The sequence below is a fragment of the Reinekea sp. G2M2-21 genome (genome assembly GCF_015687175.1).
Lineage (GTDB): Bacteria > Pseudomonadota > Gammaproteobacteria > Pseudomonadales > Natronospirillaceae > Reinekea.
Window position 1 is genome coordinate 19,709 of the sequence record NZ_JADPQG010000010.1, and the last position, 17,442, is coordinate 37,150.

Below are 17,442 nucleotides of genomic sequence, written 5' to 3' on the forward strand. Positions count from 1 at the left end.
CGGATCTCATGGCGTAGACATCCGCACGCCACTGCTTAAATCTATGCAACAAGACACTGACATGGTTTCATTTTTTAAGCAGGTCGTACAGGCGTTGGGTGATATTGAACGTTACATTGCCCCCGAAAACAGTGACACTAATGAACAGCTATGTTTGGAAAAGTGGTTACATGATGACAAAAGCATTCAATTACCCAGGTCCATTTCAGACCTGACCTTAACGGTCGTCTACCACGCATGGCTAGCGTATAAATTAGAGATCATGCATTCAGGGTTAGAAGACCTGATAACGAAATCCAAAGCAATCTTTGGTCACAGCGTCGGGCTCATAAGTGCTTCATTTCTGACCCACTATTCCTCAAGTATGAATTTAGAAAATCTCATCGACAGCATGATTAAATATGTTTTCATGCTGACGTTTCGGTCCCAACAGCACTATCAGAAAATATTAGGGACTAACGTCATCCGTCATGCACCCATGCTCAGCCTGACAAAAATAACGGCAATTGACCTGAAACAGGCTATAGATCAGTTCAAGGGCCTTTTTCCTGAGTCGCCCTCTATTGATTTAGGCTTGAAAAACGCAGACCAATTCTGTGTTGTTGTTGGTTATGGTCCATCTCTAGACCATTTTAGAAAGTGGATATCAGTGGAACCAAAATATAGCTCGATTGAATTCATCGATCCGGGTTTTACGGTCCCATACCACAGTGACCTTCTCAGTGGAATTCACGATAAATTCCAGAAGGACGGTGAGTTTATCGGCTTTGACTTTTCTCTCCATATACCCAGAGCAAATTTGATTTCATCTTTTTCAGGTGAAAACATTTCTTTTTGCAATGACTTATCTAAAGAGGTCGTTAACTTGGTTTGTAAAAAACCAATTCTGTGGGAAGAAACCATAACCCCTGTTCTAAAGAGTTTACCTAAAGGTCACATCTACGACTTTGGACCTGGACCACTGGTAAAACTGTTCACACAAAATGCGATACGAAAACACAACCTTTCGGTAAAGCAAGTCAGCGTCACCCAACAGTGGATTTCCCTTTGCACCAATCGATTTGAAAACGAAATTGAAATTATCTGAATTTACTTTTTAAGGAAGAAAAAATATGGCGACCAAAGTGCTAATGTTTCCCGGCCAGGGAGCACAGTATAAGGGAATGGGCAAAGAGGTTTTTAACTTGTATCCTGATTTAACACAAGAAGCTTCCGCAAGATTGGGATTCGACCTAGTCGATCTATGCCTAAACAATCGCGATAATTTATTAGACCGCACAGATTACACTCAGCCTGCTCTGTACTTCGTCAATGCCTTATCAGCGCTCCAGAAAGCACCCGATGTGCCCTACTGCATAGGCCACAGCCTAGGTGAATACAACGCACTACTATATGCAGGCGTTTTCGATCTATTCACTGGACTTGAGTTAGTTAAGAAGCGTGCGACCTTGATGCACCAATGCGCTCAAGGTGCCATGGCCGTGGTGCAGGGAAAAAGCCCAAGTGAACTGCAGAACCAGATTGAAATATTCGGGTTTAACAACATTCACGTCGCAAATGCCAACTCCGCGACACAGGTCGTTGTATCAGGGGACAGAGAACAGCTTGCCCAACTGCTGGCCGTACTTACCAAAAACACCAAAACAAAAGCCTTTCTCCTGAAAACCAGCGGCGCATTCCATTCACCCTATATGAAACCGGCTGTTGCTGCTTTCAATGACTATCTGTCGGATAGAACGTTCAATGCGCCAGAAAAAATCGTCATTTCCAATTTCACTGCCAGCCCTTATACGGCTCTCAATCTAAAAGAGAATTTGGCGAATCAAATTGCTGGTCGAGTCCGTTGGCACGACTCGATAAATTACCTGTTGAACACTGGACTTGAGCCTGACCAATTCCAAGAAGTTGGGAATACCGAATTTTTAACCAAATTACTCGCCGACATCGCGTTGGAAACCGCTTAACATTTTTTCGAAGAGGGATATACGATGAAAGACATTGCAATTATCGGCATGGCCGTGGACTTACCAAACACCAAATCTTTGGAAGCTTTTTGGAAACTGATTTCCGAAGCGAACACCTTGGTCGGTGAATTTCCTGAGAAGCGACAGGAACAGGCAATTAAGCACATGCGTTACCGTCGCAGCCGAAGTGCACACAGTTTTAAACAGGAACGAGAGAGCTTTCACAATGGCTGCTTTTTGAACGATGCGGAAATGTTTGACTATCGCTTCTTTAATATAACCCCTAAGCAAGCGCAAACGATGGATCCGCATCAACGCCTCTTGTTAAAGACTTTCTATCGCGCAATAGATGATGCAGGCTATGCCAACAAGCACTTCCGAGACGCAGAGACCGGTGTTTTTGTTGGCTTTGCTTCTAACCCTGGCAATGACTACACAACCTATATAAACGATGTAGACCCTACACTCGGACAGGTAGCATTAACCGGTAACGTTCCCTGCATGCTCGCAAACCGGATTTCACATTTCCTTGATCTCCATGGCCCAAGCACCATCGTCGACTCTGCTTGTTCGGCTTCTTTAGTCGCAACATTGAATGCCGTTAAGGCTATTCAAGCCGGCGATTGTCGTATGGCCATGGTAGGCGGAGCAAGATTATGCACACCGATTGCCGACCAAAGTTCGAAGATTGGAATTGAATCATCTGACGGAAAAACAAGAACATTTGATGCACGTGCTGACGGCACTGGACTCGGTGAAGGTAGTGGTGCGGTTGTTTTGAAATCTCTGGACGATGCTATTGCAGATGGAGATAACATCTACGCAGTGCTCAAAGGCGGAGCCATTAATCACGACGGTTTCACCGAAAGTCTAACCACGCCGGACGCAGGGGCCCAATCCAAGCTGCTTGAAAAAGCTTGGGCAAATGCGGGGATTAAACCAACGGATATAAGCTATATAGAAGCACATGGCACTGCGACAAAAGTCGGCGATCCGATTGAAATCAATGGACTGAAAAAAGCAACATCTGCCTACGACTTTCATCAACATCAAGTCGCACTAGGTACGGTAAAGACGAATATCGGCCACCTATTCGAGGCCTCTGGAATACTATCCGTTATTAAAGTAGCACTCATGCTACAACACAAGTCGCTGGTTAAAACAGCAAATTTCGTGACCGAGAATCCCTTGCTTAATCTGGATTCATCCCCTTTCTTCATCAGTAAAGAAACTCGAGATTGGACGCCAGTTAACAGTAAGTATCTTGCCGGTATCAGCGCTTTCGGCTTAGGTGGCACCAACTGCCACGTGCTCATTGAAGCAGCACCGCAAACTTCCAGCGAAACCGAACACTACACTGGACCGCACCTTTTCACGTGCAGTGCGCCTTCTCTGCAAAGTTTTGAACGATTAAAACAAGATTGGATAGACTATCTTTCAACACGATTGGCCGACGATAACTTAGCAGCCATCTGTCAAACTCAGTTACTGCGGCGTCAACATCATGCCTTCAGGACAGCGAAGGTGGTCAGCAGCATGGAAGAGCTAATGGCGTTTGTTAGTCATATGAGTCCGACGCAGCGACCTAATCAACCCGAAGCCCATGATGTTTTTGAACTTTCCAACTCCATGAATGTATCGACCATTCAGGAGCACTATCTTGCAGGTGGACTGTTTTCCTATGAAAAAGCAAAACAACATGAACGTCATTTATATGTGAAGACACCAAGCCCTTCATTTGATGAAGTTGACTGCTTGCTGCGCTTTCCAGACGACATATCACTTCTGCCACCTAATTTCGAAAGAGATGGTTTAGTTACATTCTGTACTCGCTATCATGAGAAACCGTTGCCAGGCGTTAATCTGCCAGACTCCTCGCTTAAGTACCTGATCTTGGATATCGAGGGCTCAGCTAAGGCACAGGAGCTCAGCACTATTCTATCGGCTACAGGTTGTGATGTTACACGCGTCGAGGTTGGTAACACATGCGATATAACCGGCGATAATAAGAGCGTTCGGCTGGTAGAAACGGACTTCTCTGATCTGGCAACGTTTGTCAAACAGGAGGGTATCAGCCAGATAATCCACGTAACTCACTCTGGTGAAAGCGCTGACAACACTGAAGCGTTGAATGCCGATGTGAATAGAAAACTCAATAGTCTCTTTTGGCTTGCAAAAGCACTTATCACACAGAGTCATAAGTGCCGTCTAACTGTGCTCACAGAAAATGCGCGTTATATCGAACATAAGATGGCAAAGGACACTATCAATGAAGTAAACGCGTCACTCATCGGGCTTGGCATTGTCATTCCTCGTGAAACACCTTTTATCAGCGTTAAAAGTATTGATATAGAACCGAGCACACCCGCCCGCACCATCCTTTTTGAACTGGGCGCAAATACAACACAGCGTATGGCGGTGTATCGGGGAGATATTCGGTATACCGAAGTCTTTGAGTACAACGATGTCATTTCAAGTAAATACTCAGATTGCGACATACGGGAAGGTGGCACTTATCTCATTACGGGTGGCACCGGCGATCTTGGTCTGGCGGTTGCACAAATGTTGGCTGAGAAATCCTGCGTAAACATCGTTCTGACGAGTCGCAGAGGTTTACCTGCAGAGGCAGATTGGAGCGATATCCACGAAGAGGAAATCCTCAGCAAAATCGCAAAAATTCGATCCGTCCAAGCTTTAGGCTCTAAGGTTTTGGTAAAGGCGGTCGATGCATCTGACCGTGACTCGGTTCGTCAGCTGTGTCAGGAAATGATAGGCTCCTTTGGCAAAATAGACGGCATATTCCATGCGGCAGGTATTCCAGGGACTGGCTTAATATCTAACAGAAGTCAGAAACAGTTTGACGATGTTATTCAACCTAAGATTCAGGGAACTTATTTCTTAAGCGAGCTCATTGAAGAAGTTTCGCTCGACTTTTTAGTATTGTTCTCCTCTGTTGCTGCGGTTTTTCCAACCGCCGGTCAAAGTGATTATAGCGCTGCGAACTCATATATGGATGCATTCGCTGCAAAGCACAATGGCAAAGTAAGGATTGTTTCCATGCAGTGGTGTGCTTGGAAGGAGATAGGTATGGCCGTAGCCTACAATACGCAACATGACTTAACCTTCAAGTCGATTCCTACTGAGCAGGGACTGGACTGCCTATATAATGCAATTCGGCACACGCCAAACCATATTTTCGTTGGCGAAGTGAATTACACAGACAAAATTGTAGATATCCTTAAGAACCTTGGCATTGACCTTTCTGCAGATATTCTTGAAAAAATCGATCATCGCACAACGATGCGCACAAACTTAACCGCGCTAACTGCTGAGACCGAAGATCTGCCTACTCATTCTCAATCCAATTGTCAATGCACACTAACTGGACGCTCTGATGGCGATTACACCGCCATGGAAATCGTCGTCGCGAACAGCTGGGCAGAGTCGCTGGGTTATGAAGAAATAGACTTAGACGACGAATTTTTACAACTAGGTGGCGAATCAATCACTGCCTTATCGATTGTCTCAGCCATTAACAATGAATCATCTGTGAAAATTGATGTGGCATTGTTGCTGGAATTGTCGTCTGTTAGAAACATTGCGGCCTATTTAACCGAAGAGCTTGAAGTAGCCTAAACAGGAAATCACATGAAAGACTTAACACTTGGTCATCCATTGAAAACCATTATTGCCTTTGGATTACCGCTCTACTTTGGCAGTTTGTTGCAGCAAGCCTACATATTGGTAGACAGCATTATCATTGGGCAACACCTGGGCGGGAATGAGCTCGCAGCACTCGGAATATCCGGACCATTGGTCTATTTCATAGTCTCAATCATTCTTGGTATGGCTATTGGCTTTTCAATAAAAATATCGCAACACAAGGGCGCAGAAAACAACAAACGAATTGTTGGTAGTATTCGCAGTATGTTGGCGCTATTCATTTTCGGCGGTGTCGTAATTTCATTGTTGAGCCCATGGCTAGCAACTTTTTTTATCTGGCTTATGAAAGTTCCAGCAGATATCGTAGATGGAACAACCATATACACAAAAACCTTACTATACGGGCTTATTTTTCAGTTCCTTGTTATAGGCATATCATCTGCTCTCAGAGCGTTAGGAGACAGCATTACTCCGCTATATATGCTATTCACTACAAGTGTCTTAAATATTGTTTTGGATATCATCCTGATCGTCTACTTGGACATGGGTATATTTGGGGCTGCGCTAGCGACTGTCGTTACTCAGGTCGTTGGTTTCGTTGCCCTTCTCGCCTATGTTATCTGGAAAAACCCTTTCTTCAGAGACGTTTTCGCCATTCGAAAATCAGACTTTGAAGGTTTGCTTGAGACTCTCAAACTGGGCGTTTTTCCAGCCTGCCAGCATATGATGTTGTCGGCGGGAATACTGGTGATGATCTGGATACTGACGCCTTTTGGAGCAGCTGTTATTGCTGCAGCAACGATAGTAGGTCGCATAGAGATGTTCGTCGTCATGTTCTTTTCCGAAATGGGCTCCGCTAACACGACCTTTGTTGCACAAAACTACGGTAAAGGTGACGTATTGCGAGTAACGACTGGGTTCAAACAGACCCTGGCATTATGCGCAGCACTCGCTATTGTGCTAACCGCACTTATTGTTGCTTATCCTGAATTCACGGTACGACTTTTCACGCAGGATACTAACGTCATAGAAATTGCGACTGTTTACATCCAAATACTGTTTCCGTTTTTTGCATTCCTTGCCATGACAAATGTAATGCACGGCTTTCTAAACGGTATGGGCAAAACGCAAGTTGCTTTCCTTTGTACTATTTATTCATTCATATTAACCCGCGTTCCTCTGACTTACATCTTTGGTCACTACTTTGGCATCGTCGGTTTCTGGTGGGCGGGCTCTGTTGGGTGGTCTATCGGTTTCCTCTATACATGCTGGGTTGTCACTAAGGTAACGAAAGCTATCAGAAGTAGTGGCGGAGACGAAAAACTGGCTATGGAAGGTGCCTGATATGGCGACTCATGAGAATGCCTATGCGAATTGGATGGAACGAATGCACAATGAAGATGCAGCCGACCATTTCAGTTGTGACAAGAAAAATCTACTGGCTTACTTGTATGCTGTACAAGCCCCAACGGACTTACTTTTTGCAAAAGCACTTGAGGACACTGGTACCATTGCAGAAAGCTGCTACACGAAAAAGCAATATCGCTGGAACTTTAAAACAAAATATTTCAATGAAAAAGATTGGTCTTCCATCGGGGTACACACGTTGCGCACCGACGAGAAATTTGACTTCGATCGTTTCGTAGAACTTGCGGAGTTCGAAATAGGCAATGGTCGACCGATCATGTTTGAAGCACCCAAATGCGGTATTCCCTATTTTCTCGCGTTAATGAAACAATATAAAACTCCGACCGAAGAATACAACATGAATCATTGCTACATGCTACTCAACGTCAGCCGTGAGAAAGATCAATTGGCATTCTTTGACGTTTACCATGGAATTGGAGGAATACACTACAGTAGCCTAGCGGAAACTCGCGAGAGGTATACAGAGACCTCGAGGCTATGGTTCTATGACTGCTATGCCGTAGACTATAGAGTTTCCCAACTTGATCTGAACGCATTCTATCAAACACACAGGGAATTCTTATTGAGTAATTACGATGAGCTGAGTCTCTACCAGATGATTGCGGACATGCTACCCTATGAGATTTCTGAAACACTACTGACCTACCAGGTAAGCAGTGTCAACGCTGTGTCTCTTTTGTACGGATCAAGACTCATGTTTTCTCGATTTCTGAAAACCATCGGCTACCCAGAAGACCTCGTAAAACGCTACACGGAGTTAGTCAACAATCTGTCCACAATTCAGAAAAGAGTAAACGTTCTTTTTTCACAGATTGAACTGAATAACCGCAGTAACGCAAACAGATTTATTATTGAAATCAAACGTCGGTTAAATGAGGCATTTCTACAGGAGAGGTCCCTAAATGCATCACTGGTGAACACTATAAATAGCTATCCAAGCCAAGAATCTCTAAAGGGAGCAAGCAGTTATGCATAACATAGAAATGGCATCCCCGGCGCAAGTAGACGATCTGATAGCAACCGTATACGAACGTATAAACTCTTTGCTTCCAGAAGGACCGAATTGGTCATCAGATACATTGAATAAGTTGAGTGACTTTCCAGAAGCAGTCAAGATAATTGTACTGTATAACGATTTCATTAGTGAGTTAGCCGGAGGTGGGATAAAACAATTTCTGTGGAGTGTTTGCCCAAATTCTGAAAAATATCTATCGTCGCTGAAACCTCTTTATCAAACAGCAGGCATGGAAACATTCAATTTCTATTTTGAGGAATTTGAAAGTAAAGTGAGGCAAATGGAGGATAAATGCCAAAGACTAAGGAACCTCTATGCCAGTGACAACAACAATACTGATTTCTACAATGCGTATATGGCAAATTTGAACACACATGAATATTGGTTGGATAAGCTGTTCATTGAGACAAACTTGTTGCAAAAGTGGATATCAAATCACCAAAATTGCCTAGAAAGCTTCGTAAACAGCTACACAAAAAGCTAGGGGTCCTTTACTTTTATAAACTACTAAACTCCGCCCCACTTGGGCCAGCACATGCTGGCCTTTTTTTGGGTTGAAAACGTAGATTCAGATGAAGGAGCCACCAGTCAATACATCCACTCAACAGAAACCTGTTCGTTAATGTAGTTTCAGGGGATGATACATTATTCCTATAAACTCCAACGAGAAACTACTGATCGCGCTACATCCATAGAGATGTGAGAGTCGCTTTGAACTCTGCATTATATTGGTGACCTTTCCTTAGGTAATCACACCGGTCAGCGCACCATTACCAAACTGCGGAATCTGCCCCGTAAGCCCGAGAATTTCGGTTGCCGTATCAAACACATTCATGTGCGAACCCGAGGCATTTACCACGGTACCACCGTTCAACGCACTGCCACCACCGGCCATCATCACCGGGGCATGTTCAGAACTGTGAGCGCCACCGTCACCCATGTCGGTCGATTGAATCACCAACGTACTGTCCAGTAAATTGGCCTCAGCCAGCTTCTGAATCAGGTAGGTAACACGGCCAGACAAATATGCACGACATTCTTCATAGGCACCCGCCCTGCCGCCGTGGATCGATTGATGGTAGTCGCCTTTGAACTCTAACTCCGGAATAGCGTGTTCAGATTGATGATTGCCCAGCATGATGGAAACAACATTGGTCAGGTTACAACTTAAGGCCAGAACAGCGGTATCGATCTGTAATTCCGACTCAATCGTAAACTTAGTCTTGTTGGCATCATCATAGACGAAGCCATCCACGTTCCAGTCAGGGTTCAAACAAGCTTCGTCGATGGTTTGATCCAGCCGCGCATTTAATTTTTCAACGGCACCGAGATGCTCATCGAGGCGCTCGCGTTCGGAAGACCCGAGTATCGTTTGCAGGTCCGTTAACTCTTGTTTGTGTACATCAAGTAACCCACGGGTACGCTTAGTGCTGACATCACCAAGATTAGCGCTGTTACCGAAAACTCGATTGAATGCGGCTAGCGGATTGTCCTGGTAATTAATTTCAGAACCGTTCTTTTTGGTCGCGCTGCCGTGCCCATTGCTTTGCACACCAAGAAGCAAAGAAGGAAACGCTGAGGCAGCACCCAACGTTCGCTCCAGCTCCACATCAAAGGTATTCGCAAAACCGGCACCGGCAAACGCTTTATTGGTGTTGCCGTGGCCGCCTATTCCGTCACCGGTTTTGTTGGTAATACTGGCATCGCTAAAAAAGATGCAATGATTCTTAACGGCTTCCAGAGGTTGCGTGGTAATGGGCAATTCCAAATTGGCGGATGGCAACCAAAGGTTGGTGCCATTTACAGGAGCGCCGTCGGGAATATAGACACAGACAACCCGCTTGATACCCGGTACCGATTTTGCTTCGGCTGCGCGTGCCGCCATCATGGCAGTGGTAAAAGTCGCGCCCCGCAGCATATTCACAGACAGCCCAGCGTGCGTTAGTGTTTTCAGAAAATGTCGACGATTCCAATGTGCAATTGATTCTTTCATATCTGTTCTCCCTGACTACCGTTGTTTGCGATAGCGAATGAAATCGCTCGCGCCCAGCGCAATAAGTGCCGCGCGCGCATTCTGATTTTGGCTGGACATCCGTTGTGTCATGGTGTCGATACCGCATTGATAGGCCGCCTTTTCATCAGCCGCTAATTCCGGCGCGTCTTCCGCGACATGGTCATAAATGTCGTGACCGATACCCATTACAAAGCGGAAGCCTTTTTCTGCGAAACAGCTTTGCGCTGATGGCAGGTCCTCCAATAAATCCGACAACTGCCTTGCACCATGGAACGTCAGAATATTGTTGTCCGTCATTTCATTCGTTCCGATCAACTGACCACTCGCGTCAATGGCTTTACCGTTAACACCCACGGTGCGCAACAATCCGACGGAGTCGATATTTTCCATACCAAAACCGTGGGGGTTGATGATGGCATCATGGCAACTGCTGCACGGTGCATCCTTGGTAAGAAAAGCGTATCGCTCTCGATTGGTAATCTGACCATTTTGCTCAATGTACTCTTGCAACTGTTGGGCAACATCTTCGCGGGCCGCGTCGATATCCGTGGGCATCGGTGGCACTTTATGACACAACATTCGCTCGCGTACGGCGACAGCGCGCTTAATAGGCGATGTTTCCTCTTCGTGTGCAAAACCGGCCATGAACGCACCACTGGTTAAAACACCGCCGCGATCGGATAAATTACTGACTTTAGTAAAGTCATTACCCATCACACCAGATACGCCATAGTAGTTCGCGAGCTCTGCGTTCATAAAACTGAAGTTATCGTACAAAGCGGACACCGACTGTTCGCCATCAAACATCACATGTTTGACGATTTCGCGAACTTCCTGCGCCATCAACTGACGAATTGCCGGCGTGAAATCCGGATACAACTCGGCATTTTTTGTCGCGGATAACACATTGTCAGTGGCGAACCACTGGGCGGCAAATTCACCAAAGTGATCTCTCGCCTGAGGCGTTTTCAGTAGCCGGTCGACCTGCGCTTCTAGCTCGAAAGCGCTGGACAGTGCACCTGTCGCGGCTGCTTCGAACAATTCAGTGTCGGGCATCGTTCCGGTAAAGGTGTAGGACAGGAACGAAGCCATTTCATACGGCGTCAGTATATAAGCCTCGTCTTCCAGCTCTGCTGGCGGCATCGGCTGTACGACTTCAACGGCATCCGCAAAGGTGACTTTTTTCAGGCTGAGAATCCGCCCATCCGTATGCTGTGCGCCGTTAATGGCGTTGGTAATCTGTACGTATTTATTCGAGCCGACAACGCCTTCCACAACAAATGAGACGGTGTCATCGTAGTCAGAACTGAGCAGTACTGTTCCGACTTGGGTGTTATCGACTCGAAGTTCAATTGAGGGATAGGCACCATTGGCTTCAATACCCTTTGCGGTAATGGTAATGATGTCATGGCCGGTAAAACTATAACCCGCGGAAATACCGAAGTTTTGATACAACGGGATATCGTTGTAGTCCGAATCCGGCTCGGTTGCCAGACTACTGCCTTCCAAGGTTAACTGCACCGTACCCGGAGCGTACTCAACATCGCCATTGGCAATGCGGTCTCGGATGTCGGCAACCTTTTCCCCCATTTCTGAGCGGTACAAAAAGTGTGGCGAACTGAGTGCAGTACGTAAAGCAAGGCGCAAACCTTCGTCGTTTTTACCTTCACTGTAGGCCGGGGTAAAAAACACTCGGTAACGATTTTTTTCAACGTCGGTTAATGGCCGACGATAGGCTTTAGGCAAGAAGCCATCAATGAACTCCGATGCACATTGGGACGTACTCATGCCATCACAATTCGCAACCTGCGCAAAATTACTCGCTGCAACAAACTCGGCCGCCTGTTGCGAAATGGCCACATAGGCATCCATGTAGGCTTGCGTCACAGGCGTCAAGGTTTGATTGGAAAATCCTTCGACCTCCGTGTCCGCTGGCACACCGCTGGCTTTCGCCACAACCGTATAGCCAGTCAAGTCATACAGGGTGGCTTCATATTCACGTTGGGTCAGCAAGCGCATTTGCCGCCGTCCATAATGGATGTCGGTCGCCTCGCACGACAACACCGGCTCGTCCGGTTGCCAGGTGCGAATGTAGGCGGCAATGTCTCGCGCACAGTCGCCAATACATTTGTCTGCTGCGGCGGGCATGAAATTGGAAATGTACGTTTCCAAATCATAGGTCGTCGTGGCGGATGAGCTGTGCGTGAACATCTGCTTCGCAGGGTCAATGTTTGGAAAATCAGGCAACGTTGCCGTGCCTTGAACGCCGTGACAGCCCGCACACCCTAAGGTGGCACTTTCATACAGCGTTTTGCCATTTGCCGCGTCGGCCGCGCCATTATCGCCGCCATTATCGCCGCCATTATCTCCGCCGTTATCTCCGCCGTTATCTCCGCCGTTATCTCCGCCGTTATCTCCGCCGTTATCTCCGCCGTTATCTCCGCCGTTATCTCCGCCGTTATCTCCGCCGTTTCCATTCGGTAGTGACGCCAACGTATCGGGTGAATTGGCTACCAAGTCATTCACTAACGTGCCGGAATCGGTAAAATCATTTTCGGACCATTCACCATCGTTGGTGGCATTGGGCTGCAACAACGACGATCCTTCCGCTTTATTGTTAAGCGCCCAGTTCAGGTGACTGATTTTGTTTGTCTGTAAGAAGGATAGCCAAGCGCGAGTTTCATTTTCATCAACAACACCATCACCACTGGCCGATACAGAACCCCATTCGGTCACGAACAACGGCAATTTTTTTCCTAACGCAATATTGGCTTTATCACGCAACGATTGTCGGTGAGTCCCGGCGTAAAAATGCAAGGTGTAAGCAATGTTGGTATACGTTGTAATGGGGTCGTTCGCCGCAACATCCACATCTTGAGACCAGTTAGGCGTTCCAACAATAATCAGGTTGTCTGGGTCTATGGCACGGATTTCACTGATAACATCCAATGCGTAAGGTTTGATAACGCCAGACCAGGAAACGTTTAACGGTTCGTTGTAGATTTCATAAATAACATTTGGTTTGTCACCGTAAAGCGTCGCCATTTCCTTGAAAAACGCAATCGCTTGCGTTTTGTAATCTTCCGCGTGGTGTGTGTGCCAATCGATAATGACATACATATTTTCGGCGATTGCCGCGTCGACGACCGTTTTTACGCGGTTCATATTTGATGCATCACTTAGATAGCCGCCGTTCTCTTCAACACCCATGGCCGCTCGGATGATGCTGCCGTTGAGGTTTTCTTTAACGCTTTTCACAACACCGGCATTATAAAATGCTTCACCTCCCCAACCGGTGTTACTCCAAAAAAGGCTGTACCCTGCTAAGCTGGCAGGTTGCCCGCCAAAGACCACTTGCCCGTCTGCGACAGAAACCGGTGGTACGACTGCGGGGTTACCATTGTCATTTCCATCACCGTCGCCGTTATCTCCGCCGTTATCTGAATTCCAGGTCCTCAGATAGCTGGCAATGTTCGCTGCACATTGACCACTGCAGTTGGCGAATTGCGGTTGCGGTCCCATGTAATCTTGAATGAAACGCGCCAGGGTCACGGGGTTATTGGGTTGAGAGGAATGCGCATAGTTCTCTTTGGTCGCATCCAGTGTGTAGATTCCTTTACCATCGGCGCCATGACAAGCGCTACACTGATACTCAATGTATTGTTCAGACCCGCGAACGGCGTCACCGGTTAACGTGTCTGGGTCAGTAGATCCGCCGTTATCTCCGCCGTTATCTCCGCCGTTATCTCCGCCGTTATCTCCGCCGTTATCTCCGCCGTTATCTCCGCCGTTATCTCCGCCGTTATCTCCGCCGTTATCTCCGCCGTTATCTCCGCCGTTATCGTCCTCCCAACCATTCAAATAAGCCGCGATATCCGCTGCACACTGGCCAGTACAGTTAGGATAGGTTGGTGAGGGACCCATATAGGCGTGAATGTAAGAGGCCAATGGTAACGATTCATTGATATTCGTTGAGTGGGTAAATCTTTCTTTTGCTGGATCCAACGCAAAAAGTCCTTGCCCATCAGCACCATGACAATCGACACACTGCAGCGATGCATACAGTGTTGCACCGGTTCCCGCATCACCGGTTAAGGTTTCAGGATCTCGCGTATCATCTGGTGGGCTCGGCTCTTCATTTTTTTCCGGCACCGAAAAAGTTCGCACATATTCGGCGACCTTACGCGCACAATCATCGAGACAGACGCCACCGCGCTGCATATTTTGTTCAATGTAGGCTTCCAACGACAGCTTATTGTACGAGGATCGGCTTGGGTCAATGGCCGGTGTCAGTGGCGTGCCTTTGCCCTGACCATTGATGCCGTGGCAACTCGCGCACCGCCCTTCATAAAGTCGTTTGCCTTGGTTCTCAGCAAAGATATTGGATTCGTTTTCGTAGGTGTTTAAATCACACGCACTTAACACGAAGGTTGTGAACAGGATCACGCATAGTTTTATGCCGTCTTTCACCAACATGGCTTTAGATTCCTTGTGCAGAAACGGCCGGTCGGGATTTTTTCGAGTCTTGGAATTTTCTAACACACAAGCGTGCCCGTTCAGCTCATCGAAATGAACCGAAAAAAATTCCTTAACAAAGAGTTTGGTTTCTGACGACGACAACATGATCTGCAACGATAACGTTGATGATCCGCATCAAAAAACGGCAGTCTCTCTCGACCGGTTTAGTTTATAGTTTTTTACTTTGGTCGAACCTTACCGCAAAGTTTTAATGGAAATCGGAACCGGTTCTCATTTGCTTTGGTGGATAACCTGAACTATGAACGGTCTCACAAAAATCGGTCAAATTTCCTTAGATTACACTTAAAAATATTCCAACCTCAACTATGAGCACCACTAATATCAAACGCAATTTAGTCATAAAAAGAACAATAAAGAAGACCGCACATACTCATAAGTTCCATATTGGAACAATTCAGTCACCAAACACGAACTATCGAACCAAGCACAACCCTGGTTCAGTTTAAGCGGATATCACGTAACATAGAGAACATCGAGACAACGAATAGGGGATGAATTTATTATCAGAGACAGGTCCTCTACGAACAAAATCTACTCATAAAAAAGCGCGTTTAAAACGCGCCTTTCGTGATATTGCCTACATCACACCTTCATTTTTATTTCGCGACCAATCGCCACCAATTGATATTCCATCCGCCTTGCGCAACGTACAGACTCAGGTCCTGCATACCGGCATCCAGATAAACAGTCGGACCATCAACCGTTTGCCAATTCTGCCACCCGCCTGTGGCCGGAACGGTTGTGTCACCAAAGTTTCGACCATTGTGCACGCTGGCATTCACGACACCACCGGCTGGCGATGCCAAGCGATACTGCAATTGATAATTGCCGGATGTTGGTACGTTCACACGGTACACCATCCAATCACCGGTATCGAGATAGCTGGCATTGAAATCGCCGCCCACTGGATCTGTCGTGGCTTCGATGTTGGCTCCTGAATGCTCGTGGAAATGCTCTGCTTCGATGGTACCGGCGCCTGCCGTTGGTAGATAATGCAGCCAATAATCCACGTCACCATGACCGGCAATACTTTGTGTTGCAAACTGCGCAAACCAATTCTCAATAGCGCCCAATGAAGCGGTACTCATGTTGATGGAACCATAGCCGCTGGTGTTGGTGAACAGTCCCCAAGGCCAATTGCCATCACTGGAACCACTGTGTGCCGTTGGCGATGTCGTTTTATAGGCCCAGGCGGTCGCGGCCCAGCCCAGCGCGTTATACACGTCAAAAGTTTTCCGGGTAATTTCACCGGCGTCTTTACCGAGCAATGTCCAAGGTTGAAACTCGCCGACCAGGAATGGCGCCTGGCGTGCGTTAATCTGCGCATCCCACTCACAAGTTGAGCTGCCGCTCGGTGCAGAACAGAACAGCCAGTCCGCATGGACATCACTGGCATTGTCGCCTTCACGCCAACCCCAGAAACCAGGGTAAAAATGCATTTCATACGCGACATCATTGCCCGGTTGCGGGAAACTGCTGATACCCGATGTATGTCCATGCATGATGATGACATGCTCAGCGTCTTTCGCACGCACCGTGTTATACAGCGCTGCAAGGTTGTTACCGAGCGTCACTGCGTCGGTTCCCCATGGCTCATTCAACAGACCGTAGGCGGCCACATTCGAGTTACCGTTGTAACGTTGCGCGATCATGTCCCACAGCCAATGCGTTCGGTCCTGATAATAGCTGGCCGGTTGACCATTGCCGCCATCCCAATACCAGTTTCGGTTTGTGCAACCCGAGTGATGCTCCCAACCCTGACTGCCGGCCGCGCCGTGTAAATCCAAAATAGTATACATGCCGCGTTCGGCGGCTTTGGCTATGGCTTTGTCGATAAATTCCCACGCATCTGAGCGCAGCGTATAGGGATTGTTTTCATCTTCAATCAGGTTATGCGGGAAGGGTAAGCGAACCACATTGAAACCCAGGTTGGCGATGTTGTCCCAATCCCGGTCGGTCATCCAGTTATTGCGAAAGATATCCAGCAGCCGTTCGCGTTCGGCGTAGCCAAAACGGCTGTCGAGCGTTGCCTCCAGCGTGCACTGATCATCGATAGCACCGTTATCGTTTCGAATGGCACCGCTCATCATCCAAAATTCCATTTGCAACCAATTGCCCAGGTTCAAGCCACGCAAACGCACGGGTTCACCATTGGCAACCCAGTGTTTACCCTGCGTACGGATCATCGGCAAACTGCCGCTCGGTGGTGGGGTCACGGTTGGCTCTTCAAGTGAAATCCAATTCACATTCCAGCCACCGGTTACCGCATACAACGTCAGGGTATGCGCACCGGCGGAAAGATAAATGTTGTTCGACACAGTGGTCCAATTCTGCCAGCCACCGGTGTTCGGTACCGTCAGGTTATCCGACAAGTCTGTGCCACCCTCGCCTATGACCAACACCGCGTTTGCGTTAGGAGACGCCACACGGTAGTTCACCTGATAAACGCCAGCGGTAGGCGCATTGACCGAAAAATTCAAAAAATCACCGGCATCGATCCAGCCGGCGTTCTGACCACCTCCCACATCCGTGGTATTTTCAAATTGCATTCCAAAATTGTATTGCGCCGATTCCGCCTCAAACAATTGAGCGGACCAGCCGGCGATAGGCGCACCGAGCAGTGCACAGGCTAAAACAAATTTAAGTTTGTGTTGGTTGTTCATCGCTAAACCTTTTTAATTTTTGTTTTTGTGACAAGGCATCCATAACGACGGATGCCTTTCAGGTTATCTCTGAGAACACAGCGGGTAAGTACCCTTAAGATTCAGAGACCGTGTCAGGTTGGCATGAATCTGCGGTGGGATCGTTCGTTTCCCGCA

9 protein-coding genes are annotated in these 17,442 nt (G+C 47.3%); 6 read left to right on the forward strand and 3 right to left on the reverse strand.

From position 1 onward, the window contains the following. Nucleotides 1–61: 61 nt before the first annotated feature. The 6 genes from IYN85_RS23390 to IYN85_RS23415 are packed head-to-tail and all read left to right on the forward strand — an operon-like array spanning nt 62 to nt 8,554. Complete coding sequence (locus IYN85_RS23390) at nt 62–1,087, forward strand: hypothetical protein (protein WP_255533840.1); 1,026 nt, start codon at nt 62–64, stop codon at nt 1,085–1,087. A gap of 25 nt (nt 1,088–1,112) precedes the next feature. Then, on the forward strand, nt 1,113–1,964 hold the full coding sequence (locus IYN85_RS23395) for an ACP S-malonyltransferase (protein WP_196161394.1): 852 nt from the start codon (nt 1,113–1,115) through the stop codon (nt 1,962–1,964). Nucleotides 1,965–1,988: 24 nt separating this feature from the next. After that, entirely contained in the window at nt 1,989–5,600 is a 3,612-nt protein-coding gene (locus IYN85_RS23400; protein WP_196161395.1) for a type I polyketide synthase, read from the forward strand. Between the two features lie 12 nt (nt 5,601–5,612). After that, nucleotides 5,613–6,971, forward strand: coding sequence for an MATE family efflux transporter (locus tag IYN85_RS23405; RefSeq protein ID WP_196161396.1), 1,359 nt, complete (start codon nt 5,613–5,615; stop codon nt 6,969–6,971). Nucleotide 6,972: 1 nt separating this feature from the next. After that, a complete protein-coding gene (locus tag IYN85_RS23410; protein WP_196161397.1) occupies nt 6,973–8,031 on the forward strand; it encodes a hypothetical protein in 1,059 nt (352 codons plus the stop codon). After that, nucleotides 8,024–8,554 carry a hypothetical protein gene (locus tag IYN85_RS23415; RefSeq protein ID WP_196161398.1) on the forward strand — a complete coding sequence of 177 codons (531 nt, stop codon included), beginning with the start codon at nt 8,024–8,026 and terminating at the stop codon, nt 8,552–8,554. Before IYN85_RS23410 ends, IYN85_RS23415 begins: the two co-directional genes overlap by 8 nt. Nucleotides 8,555–8,812: 258 nt before the next feature. Here the strand turns inward: IYN85_RS23415 and IYN85_RS23420 are convergent, their stop codons facing one another. The 3 genes from IYN85_RS23420 to IYN85_RS23430 form a co-directional block, all read right to left on the reverse strand. Next, nucleotides 8,813–10,063, reverse strand: coding sequence for a DUF1552 domain-containing protein (locus tag IYN85_RS23420; protein WP_196161399.1), 1,251 nt, complete (start codon nt 10,061–10,063; stop codon nt 8,813–8,815). 15 nt (nt 10,064–10,078) lie between these two features. Then, a complete protein-coding gene (locus IYN85_RS23425; protein WP_196161400.1) occupies nt 10,079–14,560 on the reverse strand; it encodes a cellulase family glycosylhydrolase in 4,482 nt (1,493 codons plus the stop codon). Nucleotides 14,561–15,219: 659 nt separating this feature from the next. Further along, entirely contained in the window at nt 15,220–17,286 is a 2,067-nt protein-coding gene (locus tag IYN85_RS23430) for a carbohydrate-binding protein (RefSeq protein WP_196161401.1), read from the reverse strand. Between the last annotated feature and the right edge of the window lie 156 nt (nt 17,287–17,442).